Raw genomic sequence first — 21,380 nt, forward strand, 5'->3', positions numbered from 1 at the left:
AAGGCAGCCTTAAGCTACCTTTCATTTCAAAGGGTGAGAAGTATAATGCTAATGAGGATTATTCGCAATTGATAGTCTGACTTTATCCTTGTTAATTCTTTGGACTTACATAACAATAATTTGCCACTCTGACGCAGGATATGATTTTACATAGTTAAAACGCACTCGATAAGCAGCAGTATCGCCCTCATTCATTTTAAAGTAAAAATCTACTAGTAAACTCTCATTAGTAATCCATTCAGTCTTTACTTGATGAACCATTACTGGCTCATTTTTACTGGCATTATAGAAGTTTAAGTGTTGTCGAAATTTATTGTCATTGCTACTGCTTTCTTTATCAAACTGGTATCTACCATACTTATTCTTCTTCCATATGATGATATTTTCTTCTCCTGGGAACTCAGCAACGACAGTCACAGCATATTTCATATCTGGTGAGAAGTCTAAATATGAACCTTCAAATTCTTGTATAAAACCTGACTCTAAGTCAACCATTACCGTATTGTCAGTCTCATAAACCTGTCTAATTAAGTAAAGCCAACTTTTTTCTGCATTATTTTGATAACTGCCATTTCTTTATTAGTGCTTGTTCGTAATTAGTGCTTGTTCGTAATTAGTGCTTGTTCGTAATTAGTGCTTGTTCGTAAGCAATCAAGCTTTTATCTAAGCAATCTTCATATATCAATGGTTCTTCATCAACGCAAGCCTCTCTCCAATTAGGATAAGTGGGTTCTTCTATAATTTCCCAATCATAATCGTCCATAGTCGCAAACGACTCAGCGGTAGCAGTCATAGAAACACCACTTAATGCAGCGACTATAAAAAACTTATGTATTAATGAGATTTTAAACATAAAAAAAAGCCCAACAATGTTAGGCTTTTATAATAAAGGTATCAGTCTATCGATTACAAGCTATCTATGCCACACGACATTCTTCAGCAAATCAAACTGATGAGGTTTACAACCGTACACGCGAGCCATTAACCAGCAGACGGTAAGATATAACGTAAAATATCACGCAAAATACAAAGATGGCGATCATTGAATACCAAACATTCACATCAGAATAACCCAAAATACCGTAACGAAAGGCATTAACCATATAAACGATGGGGTTCAAAAGCGATATGTTTTGCCAAAAAGGTGATAGATTTTCCATTGAATAAAACACGCCGCCCAAATACGTCAGTGGTGTTAGGACAAAGCTTGGAATAATGGAGATATCATCGAACGATCTTGCAAACACGGCATTAATAAAGCCGCCCAATGAAAACAGAATGGAGGTGCCAAGGACGGTAAATATCGTCACAAACAAATGCTCAATGCCTAACTCTGTAAAGAATAGCGCGACTATTGAGACAATAACAGCAATCGCCAATCCACGGAAAATACCGCCGCTGACATACCCCATCAAAATCGCATGTTTGGAGACAGGCGATACCAAAAGCTCTTCAATACTAGATGTAAACTTGGCACTAAAAAAACTCGACACCACGTTGGAATAACTGTTGGTAATAATCGACATCATAATCAGGCCGGGTACGATAAACTGCATGTAGGGCACTCCGCCCATCTCCCCCACGCGCGAGCCGATCATTTTACCGAAGATCACAAAATAAAGGCTCATCGTAATCACAGGTGGCAGTAAGGTCTGTGGCCAAATGCGCAAAATCCGGCGAATCTCTTTTAGCCAGATGGTACGAAAAGCAATCCACTTCTTGCTCCATGACATGGTTTTATTAAGGTCGGTCTTATTATGACCTACAATTTCCTGACTCATAATCCGGCCTCCTTCATACTATCTGTGCTTTGAATGTTTTTATCTACTAAGCGCATAAACAACTCTTCCAAGCGATTGGCTTTATTACGCATACTCGCCACCGTCACGCCTTTTTCAGACAGCTGTTCAAACACGCCATTCAGCGACTCACCTTCTGTCAAGGTTACTTCAAGCGTTTGGTCATCGGGCTGAGATATATCAGTAACCCCAGTTAAAGACAGTTGACCGACAAGCGGTGTGTCCAAATCTAATACAAACGTTTCAACCGATAGCTGCGCTAATAGGTCTTTCATCTCGGTATTAATACGAATCTCACCATGATCCAAAATCGCAATGCGTTTACAAAGCTGCTCCGCTTCTTCAAGATAATGCGTGGTCAGAATAATCGTGGTTTTTTCTTCGATATTGATCTGCTGCATAAACTCCCACATAGAGCGGCGCAGTTCAATATCTACACCAGCCGTCGGCTCATCAAGAATTAATAGCTTTGGTTTATGAATCAGCGCACGCGCAATCATCAAGCGGCGTTTCATACCACCCGATAGCTCACGCGCCTTACTACCACGCTTGTCCCATAACCCGAGCGCTGTCAGCAATCGTTTCGCTCGTGGCCGCGCTTCTTTGGCAGGGATACCGAAGTAACCCGCTTGCGTAATCAAAATATCTTCAACTTTTTCGAACATATTGAAATTAAATTCTTGTGGCACAATCCCTAAGTACTGCTTGGCAATAGAAGGGTTTTCTAATAAGTCTGTGCCAAATATTTTGACGCTACCGGTAGTGGGCTGAAACAATGAGCTAATAATGCCAATCATCGTCGATTTACCAGCACCATTTGGTCCAAGTAACGCAAAAAAACCGCCTTGTGGAACGGTTAAACTGACATCTTTTAGCGCCGAAAACCCATTACTATAGGTTTTGGACAAATTTTCGATAGCTAATGCTGGTACCTCATGCATGAAGACCTCTTTATCTGTTAAGAATCAATATAAAAAAATTTGTGGAATACGGTTATGGAATACTAGGGCGTGTTAAACACTTAAGCGTATCACTAGCAGTGATCGATCATGATTATTCAACATGCCCTACTATCTAGAAGGGACAACCTAGAAGGGACAACGTCATGTCATAAAGTGAGGCTATCACTGATGAATTTCAACTGTAATGTATCAGAAGTACCATATTGATATTACTTATCATGAAAAAAGCGCCTATTTCATCGAATGAAATAGGCGCTCAATAGCGGTATATCGCAAAAAGCTTAATAACTGTCTTTAATAACTGTCTTATTGAATACTAGCTTGCTTCAGCAACCATATAGTCTACGGCATTTTGGACTTCTTCATCAGGAATATCCGCTCCACCTTTGGCAGGCATCGCACCAAAGCCATTGATAGCATGGGTGTATAGAGTGTCTTTACCTTTTGCTATACGTGGTCCCCAAGCACCAGCATCTGCGAAAATGGGAGAACCAAGCAAACCTGCCGCATGACAAGTATGACATACCGCATTGTATACCGCTTTACCATCACGAGGCCCATCGCCTGGCGCAGGTCCTGCCACACGTGCAGTCACATCACACACTTCATCTTCTTCAAAACAAACCTTGGCAATCGGCTGAATACGAGCAATCAAGTTGGGATATAAAGCAATCAGCTTTTGTACTTGCGGCGTGTCTTGCGGAATGGGTTCTTCATCAGCAGCAGGGGCGGCGGCGGCAGTTTCTTCACCAGCGACGCTGTCTGCTTGTGCAGCTGCGTCAGTAGGCGCATCGCTATCTGGTGTAACAGCGGCTGCTTTTGGCTCATCACCCAGCTTTTCGGGGAGGTTTTCGACAACTTCCTGCCCTTCTGCCACATCAGCGACGGTTACGGTAGAAGTGCCTGCAACATCTTCAGCTTGGCTCACCGCGATACTAGCGATTCCTAGAATGGCAGCTGCCGATAACATAACTACTTTTCTCATTCGTCACGTTCTCTTATTACATATACAAAGACCTACACGTATCAGACATTCTGTCTGTCCTCCTTTGATGAGCACTCGTCATCAATAGCAAACAGTTATCTTGCGTGTCGGTACACTTGTAATCGGTGATTATAAATATAAATTCTCCTTGTCATTATAAGGGAAAAGGCAGGTAAATTGCCATGCCTGTTTAATGACTATCCTGTTTTTTCTTAAAAAACCTCAATCACTGGCTTCATTCATTGGCTTTGTGGCTTTTATTTGTTAGACTAGGCCGTCTTTATTTTTCGACACGCCATACTGTTTATAACACTCGTTTAAATAGCGTGTTGATTAAAGTCATTGTTATTCGTTGTTATCAAGCGCTCGTAGCTCAGTTGGATAGAGTATCGGTCTCCGAAGCCGAGGGTCGTGGGTTCGATTCCCGCCGAGCGCACCAATCACCGTATTTACCCCTTCCTTAGCATTACCCAAAGCCTCTATAGCCCTTTATATTACTTACTTTATGTCTTTTGATATAACTTGTCATTACCTAGTAGCACCTATAGAATGTTGTACATACTGTTGTACATACACAACATTGCTATTCTATGGTTCTCAGAGGTGTGATGATGAATAAGCGCAAAAACTATCTATTAACTGATAATGGTGTAAAAGCAATAGCCAAACAGTCAGCACCTATTAAACGTACCAGACATAGTGACGGTGACAGCCTCTCCTTAATTCATGATCCTAAAGGCTCGCTTTATTGGGTAATGTCTTATCGCTACCAATCTGACAAAGATATTGAGCCAAAGCAGAAAACTTACCATATAGGTACTTACAGGCTTTCTTCACAAGTGATTGATACTAACTTTAAGCCTGAGGTTTCCTTGAAACAAGCAAGGCTTGCGCGTGATAGTGCCAAAAAACTAATTAATGATGGTATTGATCCTACTGAGTATAAAAACCGTTCCAAAAACCAATATGAGCAAAAAGATCTATTCAAGATAATCGCTAAAAACTACATGTCTGAAAAGTCAAAAACCACATCAAAAAATGTGCAAAAGTTACAAGGATTCCTAGATAATCATATTTTGAATCATTTAGGTGAGTACCCCATTGGCTCAATAACAGCACAGGATATTATTCGGACAGGACTAGCCATTCAGAAGAACTTTGAAGAGCAAGGTAAACATACCTCAGAAACTGCTCATAAATGTATGGGGCTGATCAGCTCAATCTTTGACTATGCTATCAATACCCTAGGTTATAACATAGTTAATGTTGCCAGCGGACGTAATAAAGCATTACGACCTCATAAAGCTGAGCGTATGAAAGCCGTTGAGCCGCATCAATTCCCTGAACTACTTCGAAATATTGACAGCTATATAGAAAAGCATCCCAACGGACATCAACAAACGGTTGCTGGCTTGCAGCTCATGACTCTATGTTTTGTCAGAACAAAAGAGCTGAGGTTTTTTGAGTGGTCAGAAATTGACTATCATAAAAACGTATGGCGTATACCAGCTAAGAAAATGAAAATGCGCCAAGACCATATTATTCCATTGTCACCACAAGCTATGAAGATTATTGAGCATTTAAGACCACTGACAGAAACTACTGGTTATGTATTCTATAACTTTGAATCAAACAAACCCTATAGTGAAGCATGGTTTAATCAGGCGTTAAATAGAATGGGCTATACAGGTGATCCCTACCCCAAAATGACTGGCCACGGTTTTAGACAGCTTGCCAGCACAGGATTACATGAGTTGCGGTTCCCTGAGAATATAATTGAAATGCAGCTTGCCCACCTTGAACAAACAAGTGTTAAAAAGCGTTACGACTTATCGCTTCATCTACTTGAACGACAAGTAATGATGAACCAATGGGCCGACTATTTAGATGACTTACGAGCCGACAAGGGAGTTAACTTTGACTTATTAACACCTAATGAAGTCACTAAAGAAATAAATAGTAGGAACAAGCAAGCGACTGACATAGCGCTGCAAGATAAAGATATTTTGATAAATAGTTTAAAAGCACAAGGTGTATCACCTGAGCTATTGGAAGAGCTTGCCAAGCAAATATAATTAGTATGTGCAATATTAGACTGAAAAGTTGGACTTGACAGCATCAATCGCTGTCATATCAAATCGCAAGGCTAGGATTAATAAGCCGAATGACAGCAATCACATCCCTACGCTGTTAATACCTTGCATCTTTCTTATTTATAAGTGTAGAGGCATAATTATGGATGAATATAGTCATTTAATGGATATTGATGAAGTGATTGAGTATTTAAATAAAAATACAGAAAGAAAATTCGATCAAGGTAAAGTCATCAAATTCATAGAGCAAAGAAATATACCTGTAGTTTTTGAATATGAAGGATGGGGAACATGGAACTTTAGAAATAAAGGCGAATATCAGTCGCTTAATATAAAATTAAAAGGTTATTTTAATATCCAATATGTTATTTACGCCAGAAAGCTTTTTAGAGGTTCACTAAATAATATATCGTTAGGGGAAGCCAGAATTTATCGTTTGGACTCACACTATATTAACGCTAATGAGCTTAACCGTATCCGCCATAATCCCCTTGACGGTCTTGAACCTAAAGAAGGAGATCATATTTTATTTGAAACTGGTGGGCGTGCACCCATATTTGCCTATCAAAAATTTATAGACGTTTACACTAATAAGGCCACCATATTTGAAGAGGATAGTAGTAAGAGTAAGGGTAAGGTCGGTGTACTTAAGGTAGATTTAGAAGAGCATTTAAAGAAAAAAGATATTGAGGCTATGGAGAATGAAACCAAAATGGAAACATCATCGTCTAAAATCGAAAAATTAGAGTCCGAGAACGAAAAGTTAAAGTCTGAAAACGCCAGCCTAATACAGCAGCTTGAAGAACTCGCAATCGCTAATAGTCTAATCAAACAGAAAGAGCAAGATATAAATGAGCTTAAAGAAAAATTAAGATCACATTTAGAAGAGCCAACTAAAGATAAGCAGTTAACTTACAAATCACAAATGACCGTAGCTAGGATGCTCTACGCAATTTTGGTAGAACACAAGTACGACTTATCAGCACCAAAGGGAAAAACCAATCAATTAATAGAAATAGCATCACAATCACATGGTACTTCGGTAAGTAGGAACTTTATATCAGAATGGATTAAGCTGGCTAATCAAGCTAAAAATGACAGTATAAAATAATATTATACTAATTATTTTAGGGTCACATGACGGTCATGTGACCTTCAACCCTATTTCTCAGACAGTATAGTCACTCCATAGCACAGCCATTACTGGCTATAACCAACCATGCTATGGAGATAGTAACAATGAAATTAAATGATCAATACCTAAGAATGGCAGATCTTGCCAATCAGCCCAAACGAGCAGCTCAAACCTACACTACCCGATCAGGTCAGCACCGTATTGTCACTTCCAAAGCTGCCACACGCGGTATCACTGGCTTTTCTGCAAAGCACATCTACCATCTGATTAATGAAAATAAATTCCCCGCTCCGATCAAAATTGGACGTGCCAGCTTGTGGCGCTTGTCTGATATAAATAGCTGGTTAGATAGTCACAATACTACTAACAGTAGCGAGGTATAAGCGATGACTACCTCAAGGCAAACCTACAGCCAAATAATACTTAATCACTTGCTGGCAGGTAAAAGGCTTTCAAATATGGAAGCCTATGACCTATACGGTATGACTTGTTGCTTGAAACGCATTAGTGAGTTACGAGCCAAAGGTATAGTCATTCAAGATGAAATAATTAAGAAAAACGGTAAGCGATATAAATCGTATTGGATAGAGCAACCAGTCACCATTACTAGTAATGAGGTGACTGATGAAAAATAATGACCGCAATACGCAAGGTACGTGGTGCTCTTTTACGTCCAATCGTTTATCAGGGGGACTAGATGACAACTAGACCACAAACCACCACCCATGAAAAAGCCCGTGATGCGAACACGGGCGATGTTAATATTTTACAAGGCTACCAACCAGCTACGCTTGAGCAACTAGGGGGCGATACTTTCTTAATAAAACTCTATGAAATACTAGAACCTGAACGGCTACTATCCGTTACAGACAATACTACTATATATCATGGCGATGAAATTGGCAAAACTGAACTCACGGCTAGCACTATAGCTTTGGCAATCACTGATAAACAAGGCGATATAGTAGGCGCGGTATTCTACACACCAAACAGCAAAGCAAAGCCCATTGTCATTGATCCTACAGGTTACAGCGCTATCGTCATTGGTGAGCCAAGCACAGCCAATGAGGTGATAGCCTTTAATGACCTTGATAGCGGTATTGATGTTTACAGCTACCTGATGAGCAGTGATAAAACGATCATCATTAGCCCTCATAAAACAAAGCAATGCCTTAAAAAGATGGTGCAGCACTGGAGCAGCGGATCACTTGTTACCGTACCAATGACGCTTGATGATAAGGGCTTAATAAGCCTATTGGCAGGTGTAAAGGCGCAAGCATTGGTTACGGTGGCTCATATCGTCACTATGCTAGAAGATGACAGCTATGAGGCGATACTGGCAGCTGATGACACCCAGCTTATCAACTTACAAGACACTGCCTATTATCCTGAATGGCGCGATGATCCCCAGCTGAATGAACCGATGACCTACAGTGATGGACGTTTTGAGCTATATCACGATGGGTTATTTTTCGTAAAGTATAACGATGATGACCCATCAAACATTACGTTCAATTCTAAGGCGTTTGTTTGTTCACCGCTTGAAGTTATCGCTAAGACACGGGACACAAACAGCGGTACATGGGGGCGATTATTGCAATGGCGTGATGATGATGGTGTATTGCATACGTGGTCAATGCCGTTATCACTGCTACATGGTGATGCAAGGGAATACCGTAAGGAGCTTGCCAGTCAAGGCTTGAATATTACTACCAACCCAAAACAGCGTAGCTACTTAGACACCTATATTCAAAGCTACCCTATTCACAAACGGGCGTTATGTGTGGATAAACTGGGCTGGCATGATAAGCAATATATCTTACCTGACAGGACAATAGGTAATGAGGGTAAGGAACTGATTATTTATCAACATGCCAATGCGGTAAATAACACCTTAACGCAAAAAGGCAGTCTTAGTCAGTGGCGTGATGAGCTATGCAAACCGTTAGCAGAACAAAGCCGTTTTGTATTCTCTATTGCGTGCGCGTTTGCAGGTCAATTACTAGAATTACTTGATGATGATGGGGGCGGTTTTCACCTCTTAGGCTCATCAAGCATGGGTAAGTCATTATCGCTTAAAGTAGCATCTAGCGTATGGGCCAAGCCTGATAAGTATGTTAAGACATGGCGCAGCACTGACAATGCATTAGAGAGCACAGCAAGCGAATATAACGACAGTTTTTTACCGCTTGATGAGATCAGTGAGTGTGATCCCAAGATAGTGGGTAAAACCGTTTACATGCTGGCTAATGGTCAAGGTAAGGGACGCAGCACCACCACAGGACACAATCGCATCGCCAAAACATGGCGTATTATCTTTTTATCTAATGGTGAGGAGTCGCTAAAAAACTTTATGGCGCAAGCAGGACAAAAAACCAATGCAGGTGTTGAGGTTCGAGTAGCGCATATTGATGCTGATGCTGGCAAAAACTTAAAGACCTTTGATAGTTTGGTACTGGCAGCCACGAGCGTAGCTCAAGCCGATAAGATCAAAGAGCTGTCACATGCTTACTATGGCGTGGCTGGCATACCATGGCTAGAACATATCACCAGTGACAAAGCAGCAACCACAGCCACCGCTAAGCGGACTGTCAGCGACTTTATGAGTAACTATAGCAACCTTGCACCGCAAGCGCATAGAGTGGCTAAACGGTTCGCTATCGTGGCAGCAGCTGGAGAAATGGCAACACAGGCAGGTATAACAGGCTGGCAAGCGGGACAAGCCACCAAAGCCGTGATGACATGCTTGGATAACTGGCTTGATAACTATGGGCGTGATGGTGAGCATGAGCAGCGCCAAATCATAGAGCATATAAAGGCGTTTATTGAACAACATGGATCAAGTCGTTTTCAGCCTTGCTATAGGAGCAAGCGCTTAGACTTTGAGGAGAAAACTTCAAACCGCGTAGGATATCGCAATATGGACACGGGAGATTATTACTTTTCTAAAGAAACTTTTGACAGCGTATGTGCTTCTTTTAGTAAAAAGAAAGTCTTGCACGTGTTAGAAGAAGCCAACTTGCTACTACTCAATCAAGGAGACCGTAAAATCTATAAAACGCCTGATACTTTGTTTAATGGCAAGCAACGCCCATCTGTTTACGCAGTTACTGCTGACATACTTTCTTATTAACCTACTAAAAAAGACGGGACAGACGAGACGAACGGGACAGGCTATATGCAGCAGTAGATGGCACTGCTCTACACACACAAACTGTAAAGGGACGAACGGGACAGAATTTTATATTTTAGCTTTTCTGTCCCGCTTGTCCCAGTACTAAAAACCTAAATGGAATAGCTAGAATCCTTTAATTACGAGGGCTGTCCCGTTCGTCCCGTTCGTCCCGCTTGTCCTAAGTAAAAACGCGAAACGCAGCAAAATTAGGAAACTTTATAAATCATTCTGATGACAAAATCCTACTACTCAGTAATGTGGTAAATTTTTTAGATTATAAGTATAGGCTATGAGATGGCTGAACTGTATTTTAAAGGCAAGAGTTATATGCTATTACACACAACTTTTTTCTGGTTTAAATAGCAAATAAATAACTATGAAATTATATTTTTTCTTTGTTTACCTTAAGACTTTTACCAAATATATGGAAACAGACTTGGAAACAAAACGCAGTAAACAGGAAAAAATGGAAACAAGATACCCTACCCTCAAGTAAAATGGAAACAAGAAAAATTGACTCTTAGGCCAACTAAATCAAGCCATTTGATGGAAACAAAAACGGAAACAGAAGAGGAAACGGAAACACGCAATTTTGAAAAAATCGATTTACTCACAATGTTATACAATGCCTAAAAACCTCTTCAAAATACCTGATTTATTTCTAAATATTCAACATTTAATTAAACATAAGTCTAATAGATTTAATAAAATGACTCTGATTTGGTAGTAAAGGTCATATTATTTATTTAATCCTACTTATTTTTAATAGTATCTAACCAACTGTATATTTTTTAACCAAAATTCTCGTTTTGGTGGGAGATCTTATTAATTTTAAGCATTACTCTGTTAACCATAGACAGTAAATAACTGGCTATACAAACCAAATCTTTAACGGAGTAACAACTATGAAAATCTATATGAGTAATGGCGGTCAAGGTGCAGGCTTTCCGAGCACAACAGGCAACCCTTCAGGTGGTGGTCGTGATAACAATCCGCCAAGCAAGTAAATCAGTCAATAAAAAGGTGACCACAATGTCTAAAAATACAAAACCTCATGTTCAATACCCAGAAAACAAACCTAGTAAGAAAAAAGACAAAATATCTGGTAAAAAACGAAGCAACAATCCTAAACCTTAGCAGATTCTAGCTAAAAAAATTAGCTCAGGCCATGCGTTCAGTACGTGTGGCTTGACTCTTTAAATATTCTGGCCATTCAGCACGCTTATTTTTAGCTTCTTCACTAATTTTTGATTCGTAGTAATACGTCATTGATTCCCACAAGTCATAGTATTCATCATAAATAAAAAAGTTTTGTTCTTTGGTTTTTTTATTAAGATTATCTATTTGCTCATATATGTTCTGAAAAAAAGCATAGATGAACCATATTATTCCTTCAACACTGATAGGAAGTCCGCTAAGATCATCTATTTTTTGAGTCTTTATATAGGTAGTCATCGAAACTTGCCAGCTGGCTAGCGCCTCATTAGCGTCGTTTCCCTGAGAGTTTTCCATACCTAACAACCAAAATAGATCTTCAAGACTAACCCAATTTCTCTTAGGGTCTCTTTCACTTTTTGTATCTAGAAAATCGTATAAACGCCCTTCTTTATCATCTGTACACCAGTTAATATCATCACGAATACCATATAAACTTTCAGGCATTTTGCTATGCGTTTGAGAGTATAAAATTGTTAGTAAGAAATGAATAAACGAGCGCGATGTACAAGTAAAAGGGCTTCCGTTTTTATTCACTAAATGATACTTCTCACTCTTATTATCATATCTCCATTTTTCAGGGTTGAGCTTATGCATAAAAAGCCACCCTAAGCTTATGGGAGTGATAGCTTTTGAATAAGCAGTATTATGGATATAAGCATCGAGATGCGCTATAAAGCTGACAGCTAAGTAATCATAAAAATCTTTGGCTGTCATACTGTCATTGAGGTCATTGTCCGTGTGATTAAAAGTGTCAGACAAATGGTTTTTGAAATTAATGATAAGCTGCTCATTAAACTTTTGACTTAAGCACGCATCTATAACCCTAGTATGCGTCAATAACTCAGTTGCCTTTTCAGCACCAAATGAGCGTAATATATACTCATAAGGATGATTGGATAGCTCGCCTACTTCGGTTTTTAGGTCGCTCATACCAATACTTGGATAGGTTTGAGTGGTCGCTAATTCATTAAAAATTTGAGCAAAATGAATCTTCTGTTTGTAAGGCTTTTTAGGTAAGTCTCTGGTTGCTTTCCTTATAAAACCTTTGACCTCAGATGTACCTTTCGTCAAGAGATAAGTAGGCAACATACTATACGCATAACGCTGTATTTCATTCTCAGTGTCGCAAAGATTAATGTTCTTATCCGTCATGCTATGTACCCTTTATTCTCTGTATAACCTATCCTGAAACCTTATCACCCAACTTCGTATCAAGCATCAAGCGAATAAATTTCTTAAACTGATTAGGATTAGACAATAAGTGCATAGTCATACCTTCATACGCTTCTTGACTCTCAAATAGCGCATCCATAGCGGCATCAGGATAACCACCCAACATAATCTGATCCGTACTGTTATTAGTGAACTGTTTGACCACAATCTCGTTCTCAGTCACTTTATCCCAGATGGTGTTTTGAAAATTGATCATGTCACTTTCGGTAAAGTCCTCGCCAGCAAACACTTCATTTAATCTATTAATGACTTTTGATAGTAATTCTTCTTTTTGATCTTTTGGTTTCGCTGTACCTGCACTGCTGCCATTATCTAGTTGATATTCAGTCTTGGACTCTTGTAGCTTTAAGTCTTGCTGATGTAACTTTGAGACGCGGTAATGACTCATGACGATGTTACTCAGATCAATATTATCCTCATTATCTATGCTTTCACGTAGTAGTGGCTGTAGGTTACGCGCATATAGGCTAAGCTTCTCTAAATCCCTATCATCATAATCGACGATTTGCGACATAAACTCATACTGGCGAGTAAATGTACCCAAGTCTTTTTTAAAAATTTCTAGCGCATCCTGCTCAGTCTTAAAGCCTTTATAGTCATTCTCAGCATTGGTAATCAGTACCACGTCACCTGTCGCTTTGGTACGCTCAAGCATCGCCTTAGCATGTTGTGCTTGCTCACGTGCTTGGCTGTAGCGTTTCTGCCAACGCTCGACCGCTGGCTTGCAAATGTTACTAATAGCGGCATTAGATTTATTCTTACTATAGAACGCTTCAACAAACTGCTCAACCTCATGCCATAAGAAGATACCGCTGGCACGTAGCCTATCAGAGAGGTCAAATACTTGATCAGGATCCGACACATCTGCTAAGTGTGCGGTCTCATAGTACGGCTGGAATGCTTCAAGAATATCCTCAGGATCATTAAAGAAGTCGAGTACAAACGTGCCACTCTCTGCTTTACCTTTATAGGTGCGGTTTAGCCGTGATAAGGTCTGGACGCAATCTACGCCTGTTAGCTTCTTATCCACATACATGGCGCAGAGCTTCGGCTGGTCAAAGCCTGTCTGGAACTTGTTAGCCACTAGCATCACTTGATAGTCATCACTGTCAAAGGCTTTACGTAGGTCGCGCCCTTTTAGCCCGATATTCATATTGTATTCAGTGAATGTTTTATCAATCAATATACTGCTATCAGGATCATTATCATCAAAGGTTACTTCACCTGAGAACGCAACCATAGCATTGATGTTGCTATAACCGTAATCAGCAATATAGTTATCAAAAGCGATTTTGTAACGTACCGCTTCTTTACGTGAGCCTGTCACTACCATCGCTTTGGCTTGCCCACCCAGTAAGCCTTTAATATTGTCGTTAAAATGCTCAATAATGATTTTTACTTTTTGCGCGATATTGTGTTCATGCAGCCGCACCCAGCTATTGAGCTTGATTTTAGCGCGACGTTCATCGACTTCATCATCTTTCGTGGCCAGCGTTTGCTTGAGCTGATAGACCACTTTATAGTTGGTGTAGTTTTTGAGCACATCTAGAATGAAGCCTTCTTCAATCGCTTGGCGCATGGAATAGACATGATAAGCGGCTGGCAGGTTATCTTTAGCAGCTGGTAAGTTAGGGTCAGGCAAACGTCCAAACAGCTCAATAGTTTTCGGCTTAGGCGTGGCGGTAAAAGCATAGTAGCTTAAGTTTTTATTACTACGGCGTGCAGCTAGTACACTATCTAGCATGTCTTCACTAGACTCTATATCGCCTGAAACCAATACTTCTTTGAGCTGGCGTGCGGTAGATCCTGTCTGCGAGGAATGCGCTTCATCGGCGATGATGGCATAACGGCGCGACTTGAGCACACTCGAATCCTCAATCGCTTTGAGTACAAACGGAAAGGTTTGAATAGTGACGATAATAATCGGTTGTGCGTTTACTAGTGCGGCAGCCAACTGTTCCGACTTTGAGCCGTCACCTTCTTTTCTATTGATCTTACCGACCACACCATCGGCATGTTCAAACTGATAGATGGTGTCCTGTAATTGGTCATCAAGTACGGTACGGTCAGTGATAACAATGACAGAGTGAAACTGCTTATCGCCTTGATCACTATATAAGGTGGAGAGCTGGTGCGCCGTCCATGCGATAGAGTTGGACTTGCCTGAGCCTGCACTATGTTGAATGAGGTACTTTTGCCCAGCACCTTCGGTAACGGCAGCACTAACCAGTTTAGTCACCACATCCCACTGATGATAGCGCGGGAACATCATGGTTTCGCGCTTGGATTTGCGCCCAATTGCGTCTTCTTCCTCGTCGATCTGCAAGTGCATAAAGTGCCCAAGTATCGCAAGCAAGTTCTCTGGCGTAAGCACTTCATTCCATAGATAATCGGTAGCATAACGGCTGCTATCACTAGGAATACTATTACCCGCGCCGCCCTCAATAGTACCTTTGTTGAACGGCAAGAAATAAGTACGCGCGCCATCCAGCTTCGTGGTCATATAGACTTCATATTGACTGACCGCGAAATGTACCAATGCGCCGCGTTTAAACGTTAGTAGCGGCTCAGGTTTCTTAGTGTCTGGATCTTTAGATAGTCGTGTTTTCTTATACTGAGTAATAGCATTTTGTACCGCTTGCTTAAACTCAGACTTTAATTCCATCGTGGTGACAGGTAAGCCATTGACGAATAACACGATGTCGATACGGTTACGCTTAGCAACCTTGCCGTCTGTTTTGCCTTTTGGACTGCCTTTTAAGCTGGCATGAGGGCTATAGACTACCTCAGGTACAACACGGCAGATATTGGCCTTGTAGCGTGCCATAGTCTGAGAGTTGAGGCTATGCTCAGGCTTAAACTGGCATAAGTCAAAACGCGCGTTACGAATCTTGAGACCATGGCGCAATACACCAAGTGTGCCATAAGTGCGCGACGCTCTATCGGTGGCGTGCTCATCGGCTTTATTAAGCTGCTTAACCAATGCGGCGATAAAGTGGCGCTCTGAGTCGATAGGAAAAGTACGGCAAAACTTCTCCCACTCCTTCGGCTGAGTCGTCTGTACAAAGTCCAGCACGTCTTGCTCATAGAGCGCGGTCTCAGCCTGATAGCCGCTAGAACTACCCAGCTTCCAGCCGTGCGCTTGCATTTGGTTGACGATATCGGCTTGGAAGACAGATTCGTAGGTGGCGCTTTGGCTCATGGCGTTATCTTATTTTTAGTTTTGTTAGGTGGGCGCTATATCTTGTACGATACTATAACAGTATGGTTAAAGCCATTTTTTACGCTAGACGTTGGGGCTTTTATCATAAAAGCACGTTATAATACAAAACTATTGTTTAAATATAATTTTCTGGTTAATAAGCATATATGAATATAGAAAGCCTTGTTAGTGAACTCCCGTCAAACCCTATATTGATAATAGTGGCTGTCATCATATCGCTAATACCTTTGCTTAAATTTCTGAAAGAAATTTTTATTGATTTTGAGGTATCAAGATTTAGAAAAATTATCAATACGAAAGACTATGAAAGCACCCTTAGTCCAGAGCTTAGAGATAGTCTTATTGATGCTAGAGATAGGGCTGTATTTGAACGAATACATGGATTTAATTTAAATAAAAAATATAGAGACCTTGTAATAAGTATCGCCAATCAAACCAGTATCAATATTGACTTTGAAGATATTAGGCGATCTTTCTTTCATATAAGATTTAAAGATAGTTATATGATTATAGAATATAGACCTTGGATAAATTTTTTTAAAAAACTGAATATATTTTTTGCGTTTTTCTTAGGCGCAATTGGTCTTTTATGCTTTTACATACCTTTATTTTTTTACAGAAATCTCAGCATACCTGATATCGCATATTATATTTTCATAGCATTACTGTATTTGTTTCTCGCTCTTGATAAGCTCAAACAGGCCAAATTGCTTCGTTCAGTAATCCGAATCTTAGCGCAAGCAGACCAGCTGCCGCAATATATCAAAGTTGATGAGGACTGGTGGTTTAAGGAGACTTTACGAAAAGTCGGTATCCGCCCAAAATCATTCGCCGAGCGCGACTTTGATAGATGGAGTCAATGAAAAAATAATGAGAATACGTCTGCTAGGTACAGATCAACCAAACTTTATCAATCTCGACAATTTGATACTCTATTTGCCCTATGATTTGCTTTATTAATAGTTGCTGGCTATTTAAGCTCTGGACATATTCAGCGTCCCAAGGATCAGCTAAGTCATATGCCTGAACACAACGATATAGCTTCCATTCAAAACAATCTAAGTATTCAGCCGTGTTTGAGTTATAGTGGATAGAACTTTGAATACCATTTTTGGGCTGTTTATCTATCGCTTCAAAGGTATCATCGTAGAAATCTTTCATCTCATCGATAGCACAAACCACTTGTGAGCGGCTGACGTAGTTTTCACGTAGCCATATTTGCAAGTAATAAGGGGTTTGCAACGCTTCTAGCGAATCTTTCCATGACTGATAGATATTTTGCACACTTTTAATCAATAGATATTCGCAGTCGCTCGTTGGCTCAGGATAGATACTATTAATCAAAGACAAGCGTGACCATGGATCTACCAAGAATTCAACGTAATCTCTCTTGTCTTGGTTTAACAGATCGACATCAAGAACTTTATTAACTTCGCCCCACTGCTCAATAGCACGCTTACGGCGGTTGATGCCTCTTATTTTTCGGTATTTTATAGCGTTGTTTTTCATAGGAAGTTCTACTCTCAGTTCAAATCGTGTTTAAATTTGCTAAGATAAGCTCGATGTAAACTTTATTTACTGTCGCAGTAAATATCTAAATAAAAGATAAAATACAAGCTCATACACTTGATAATGTTAGTATTATAAATGTATGTTAAATTAATATTCAGCAGAATCAATATACCGTGAGTTCAGCGCAGAACTCCAAAGTGACTAATTTAATTTTAAATCAATAATTGATAATAATAAATAAATGCTAGATTGTCTTGGCATTATATAAGCGGCTACTATTTATAATAATTTAATAAAGACCTACTATAATGCTGTTATCAGATGCATAGTTAGAAAATATAATATAACCTCAAATTGAACTAAAAAACCCTATTACATATATGCAATTTTTTCATATTATCCTATCCTCAAATAGTTACTTAAGTAAATACATCATATGACAGATAACCAAAGTTTTATTCATCAAGATAAACCTATTTCATCTAAAGCCGATGATTTTTTAGGTAGAAATTATTTTTCAGAAAATTTAGCTAAATCAATATTGTCTTGGAAACATAAAGAGAGCTGGGTGGTAGCTCTCACTGGAAAATGGGGAAGTGGCAAAACTTCTATTAAAAACCTTGTCATCCAGCATATCAATGATAAAAATAAAGACATGATAATATTAGACTTCTCGCCATGGGAATGGTCTTCACAGGATCTCATCACTCAAGCGTTTTTCGATGAGCTTGAAAAAAAATTAATTATAAAAAATAGAAAAATTGCTCTTGATTTTGTAGATTATAAAAATTTTACTTTAAAAAAATCAAACGTTAGAAATTTAAAATTTTTAGATCTTAAAAAATTAAAAAAAATTAAAAATCTCCCTTTAAATATTATTAAAATTATACTTCTATCTCTTCATAATATCTCTACCGTTCTATACGAACCAATTATAAAACTCTTACCAGTTTTCGGTACAGGGATTCTTATTTCACCTATAATTGATGATAGTCTCAAAAAGCACTTTCTTTATGTTTTCTTATCTTTATTTATACTTGGATCAATTAGCAATATCTATCAATACTTTTATGCAAAAACAAATAGTTTAAGAGATAATAAAAATAATTTAAGCAAATCTTTGATAAACATAAAACACCCTATTTTAATAATTTTTGATGACTTAGATAGACTAAACAAATCTCAGTTAGAATCGCTCATGCAGTTAATAAAATCCAATTTAGATTTTAATAATTTAATATTTTTTCTATTATATTCGAAAGAAGTTGTAGAAAAAAAGCTAACTGATAGTTCTCAGAAAGGAGTAGACTATCTACAAAAAATTATTCAATATGAAGTTGCCACACCAGTAATTGAAAGTTTCGAACTACGACAAGTGATTGTAAATAATTTTGACATGTTTATGAATACCTTAAATATTAAAAATAAGAAAGATATAGCCAACCCAGAAGACTTTCAAAGAATTATTAATGGTGTCCTAAACTATTTAATAGACATGAGAGCAATATATCGCTTCTTTAACTCTTATCGCTTTAATCTAGCAAGCTTAATCAACAATAATCACCTCGAAGTAAATGCTATAGATTTTATGGCACTAGAAACAATTAGACTATTCGAACCAGAACTATTTGAAAGTATTAAATCCAATGGTAGTTTTCTAACGGGCCAACCTTACTTTGAAAGAACAGGAAGAATAGCGGAGAGTAACGAGGTAAAAGAAGAGATAGATAGTTTTAAAGAAAGAAACATTTCTTTGAAAAATGCTACATTATTAGAGTACATGTTCCCAATACTTACCGATTACTCAGATAGAACTGCATTAAAAAACTTAAAAATTTCAAGTGCTGAGAAATTCGATAATTATTTTATTTATAGTACTTCAAAAACTAAGATCAGCTCATATGATACAGAGTTAATAAAAAATAACCTGACTAGCGATACTAACTCAGTAACCATTATCGATAATTATTTCTCTTCAACAAAAAGAACCAGTTTGCTAGCACAGATATATATGCTAGCTAAAGAATTTAACAATATTGAGAAAAGTAATCTCGTAGTTGCTTTAAGTCATCTTTTCCAAAAGACAAACAATACATTGTCTATTAGTTCAGAGAGACAGAACCTCTTGGTACTTGTTGAAAATATAATCGGCAGTATAGATAATGTTGATATAAAAATTACAACGTTCGATAACCTTAATCATGCCGATATACATCCCTACGTAATTATTTTTCTAATAAATTCATTAGAAAAATATAAATATGGGCTTAGTGATGTGCAAATTTCTGAAATAATACAGTCAACACTAAATAAAATAGAATACTATATCCGAGTGGACTACGATAAATTTATAACTGATGAATACAGTAAATCAATGTATTTATTTTTCCAAAAACATAACCCTAAGTATGCTAAAGCTTTTTTTACTGTACAACTAAATGATGAAAGAACATTCAAGAAAACCTTGAGTATTTTTATTGGTGATTTCGGTCCTTTTGAATCTGAGTCTATAGACGCAAGTTCTTTATTCAAAATAATTAAAGAAGCTGAATTTAAGAAGTTATTAGACAAATCCTTAATAAGAAATCCAAATGATGAATTATTAAATAATGTTTCGCACCTATATTCAAAAAGGAGATTTAGCTGACAATAGTCATTTATATAAGAATAAAAAATCTATGCTATGGAATTATAACGTATAAAATAGATAATATAATTATATCCTTAGGCGCAGTTCCGCCCTTAACATCAACCTTGCCCTTGACAGCAGCAGATATTAAAGCAGTACAGCGTCTTACATAATTTGGATTAATCATTCATAACTACCAAACAATAACACCGCTATCTAATAGACGCTGGTATGAGCTACTAGCCAGCCTTACGCTTGATCTAACTGACAATATCGGCTTGAAAGACTGATTCGTAGGTGACGTTATGTGCGTTAGTCATTTTAAGTCCGTTTAATTATTACAAACAACCTGTGCATCAAAGATAAAATTCAAAATAAATTGACAGCAATAATAGCTGTAATAATATAAATTAAACAACATATTTCTTATCATGAGAATGTACAACCTTTACACATTTGAAAAATTACAATCTATTATAATTTTTCTTAGGTTCAAATAATCAGAAGAGAACTTGATCAAATAAATTATATCTAAATCAATGCTATTTGGCGTCAAGAAATGCGGAACAAGCATAGGGATTGGCTCTTTATCATCATGCAGCAACTTCCTTAATACTAATGAATCTATAATTCCTTGGTATTGTGCTATATTCATAATTTCCTGAGGATGTAATATCAAACTACTTTCTAATCTATCGGAATAACTTTTTTCAACAATGAACCAAAAAAACTCCCTTTGATTTTCATTTAATTCATGAATCACTCTTCGCAATAACTTAAAATCTTCAATATAACCATCTCTTTCTTTTTCATCATTAATTTTCCAATAGATGAAAAAATTAGTTGCATTGATCTCACTATCTTGTAATGGTCTTAAGGCAAACAGTTTACTGCTAGGTTCAATTACATTTGTATAATCTAGTTCCTTAATCATATAGCTATGCAAGCTTTCTATTTTTGAGGAGTCAAGCGATCTAATCTTTTTTCCTAGCTTTGAAAGATCAATTACTTCAACATCGAAATCAGTATCTACTATAGAAAAACTTGTGCTGCTTTTAGACAAAATCAGGAACTTGAGATTTGTATAATGCTCATGAAGTCGGTATCTCTTAAACTTTTCTATAGTTGTTCTAATTTTCTTACGGTCTGATTGTGAAGTGACCTGAAAGCTAGTCTTTCTACTCTTATCAACTAAGTCGATAGCAGGGTAGTTCTTCTTAAGTTGGTTAATATCCTCTAAATTTAAATCGTAAATTACATTTAAAATTTCAATAAAGAAATATTCTGAACTTATATTAGAATCGAAATAACTTGCTCCATTATCTAATGCTAGCTCATCGATGAACATTGACAGTAAACGATTTATATTCTTTATTAACTGTTGACGGCGGATTGACATGAGTATAACCCTTAAGT

16 protein-coding genes and 1 tRNA gene are annotated in these 21,380 nt (G+C 38.1%); 8 read left to right on the top strand and 9 right to left on the bottom strand.

Features of this window, described 5'->3' with window-relative positions:
• Positions 1–105: 105 nt before the first annotated feature.
• The 5 genes from AAJP47_RS12555 to AAJP47_RS12575 form a co-directional block, all read right to left on the bottom strand.
• The gene (locus AAJP47_RS12555; protein ID WP_346718236.1) at positions 106–495 is read right to left on the bottom strand and encodes a hypothetical protein; all 390 of its coding nucleotides are present in this window, start codon (positions 493–495) and stop codon (positions 106–108) included.
• A gap of 118 nt (positions 496–613) precedes the next feature.
• Positions 614–793, bottom strand: coding sequence for a hypothetical protein (locus tag AAJP47_RS12560; protein ID WP_346718237.1), 180 nt, complete (start codon positions 791–793; stop codon positions 614–616).
• A gap of 166 nt (positions 794–959) precedes the next feature.
• Complete coding sequence (locus AAJP47_RS12565) at positions 960–1,733, bottom strand: ABC transporter permease (RefSeq protein WP_346718310.1); 774 nt, start codon at positions 1,731–1,733, stop codon at positions 960–962.
• A gap of 44 nt (positions 1,734–1,777) precedes the next feature.
• Positions 1,778–2,740: an ABC transporter ATP-binding protein gene (locus tag AAJP47_RS12570; RefSeq protein WP_346718238.1), complete on the bottom strand. Its 963-nt coding sequence runs from the start codon at positions 2,738–2,740 to the stop codon at positions 1,778–1,780.
• 337 nt (positions 2,741–3,077) lie between these two features.
• Complete coding sequence (locus tag AAJP47_RS12575) at positions 3,078–3,746, bottom strand: c-type cytochrome (protein ID WP_346718239.1); 669 nt, start codon at positions 3,744–3,746, stop codon at positions 3,078–3,080.
• A 362-nt stretch (positions 3,747–4,108) separates the two neighbouring features.
• On the opposite strand from AAJP47_RS12575, the gene AAJP47_RS12580 reads away from it, so the two are divergent.
• The 6 genes from AAJP47_RS12580 to AAJP47_RS12605 all read left to right on the top strand — a co-directional run bounded on the left by AAJP47_RS12580 (position 4,109) and on the right by AAJP47_RS12605 (position 10,107).
• A tRNA-Arg gene (locus AAJP47_RS12580) sits at positions 4,109–4,185 on the top strand.
• Between the two features lie 172 nt (positions 4,186–4,357).
• Positions 4,358–5,821 carry a tyrosine-type recombinase/integrase gene (locus tag AAJP47_RS12585; RefSeq protein ID WP_346718240.1) on the top strand — a complete coding sequence of 488 codons (1,464 nt, stop codon included), beginning with the start codon at positions 4,358–4,360 and terminating at the stop codon, positions 5,819–5,821.
• Between the two features lie 160 nt (positions 5,822–5,981).
• Positions 5,982–6,950, top strand: coding sequence for a hypothetical protein (locus AAJP47_RS12590; protein ID WP_346718241.1), 969 nt, complete (start codon positions 5,982–5,984; stop codon positions 6,948–6,950).
• Positions 6,951–7,078: 128 nt separating this feature from the next.
• Complete coding sequence (locus AAJP47_RS12595; protein WP_346718242.1) at positions 7,079–7,357, top strand: helix-turn-helix transcriptional regulator; 279 nt, start codon at positions 7,079–7,081, stop codon at positions 7,355–7,357.
• A 3-nt stretch (positions 7,358–7,360) separates the two neighbouring features.
• On the top strand, positions 7,361–7,609 hold the full coding sequence (locus tag AAJP47_RS12600; protein WP_346718243.1) for a helix-turn-helix domain-containing protein: 249 nt from the start codon (positions 7,361–7,363) through the stop codon (positions 7,607–7,609).
• A 62-nt stretch (positions 7,610–7,671) separates the two neighbouring features.
• A complete protein-coding gene (locus tag AAJP47_RS12605) occupies positions 7,672–10,107 on the top strand; it encodes a DUF927 domain-containing protein (protein ID WP_346718244.1) in 2,436 nt (811 codons plus the stop codon).
• Positions 10,108–11,310: 1,203 nt separating this feature from the next.
• On the opposite strand, the gene AAJP47_RS12610 is transcribed toward AAJP47_RS12605, so the two are convergent.
• On the bottom strand, positions 11,311–12,519 hold the full coding sequence (locus tag AAJP47_RS12610) for a hypothetical protein (protein ID WP_346718245.1): 1,209 nt from the start codon (positions 12,517–12,519) through the stop codon (positions 11,311–11,313).
• A 28-nt stretch (positions 12,520–12,547) separates the two neighbouring features.
• Positions 12,548–15,802 carry a type I restriction endonuclease subunit R gene (locus AAJP47_RS12615; RefSeq protein WP_346718246.1) on the bottom strand — a complete coding sequence of 1,085 codons (3,255 nt, stop codon included), beginning with the start codon at positions 15,800–15,802 and terminating at the stop codon, positions 12,548–12,550.
• Positions 15,803–15,969: 167 nt separating this feature from the next.
• Here AAJP47_RS12615 and AAJP47_RS12620 point away from each other — a divergent pair, with 167 nt between their 5' ends.
• Complete coding sequence (locus AAJP47_RS12620) at positions 15,970–16,686, top strand: hypothetical protein (RefSeq protein WP_346718247.1); 717 nt, start codon at positions 15,970–15,972, stop codon at positions 16,684–16,686.
• A 22-nt stretch (positions 16,687–16,708) separates the two neighbouring features.
• Here the strand turns inward: AAJP47_RS12620 and AAJP47_RS12625 are convergent, their stop codons facing one another.
• Positions 16,709–17,332 (bottom strand): hypothetical protein, encoded by a 624-nt coding sequence (locus AAJP47_RS12625; protein WP_346718248.1) that lies wholly within the window; start codon positions 17,330–17,332, stop codon positions 16,709–16,711.
• 439 nt (positions 17,333–17,771) lie between these two features.
• Here AAJP47_RS12625 and AAJP47_RS12630 point away from each other — a divergent pair, with 439 nt between their 5' ends.
• Entirely contained in the window at positions 17,772–19,982 is a 2,211-nt protein-coding gene (locus tag AAJP47_RS12630) for a KAP family P-loop NTPase fold protein (protein ID WP_346718249.1), read from the top strand.
• 430 nt (positions 19,983–20,412) lie between these two features.
• Here the strand turns inward: AAJP47_RS12630 and AAJP47_RS12635 are convergent, their stop codons facing one another.
• The gene (locus AAJP47_RS12635; protein ID WP_346718250.1) at positions 20,413–21,363 is read right to left on the bottom strand and encodes an SMEK domain-containing protein; all 951 of its coding nucleotides are present in this window, start codon (positions 21,361–21,363) and stop codon (positions 20,413–20,415) included.
• Between the last annotated feature and the right edge of the window lie 17 nt (positions 21,364–21,380).

The sequence above is a fragment of the Psychrobacter halotolerans genome, assembly GCF_039680845.1.
Classification (GTDB): domain Bacteria; phylum Pseudomonadota; class Gammaproteobacteria; order Pseudomonadales; family Moraxellaceae; genus Psychrobacter.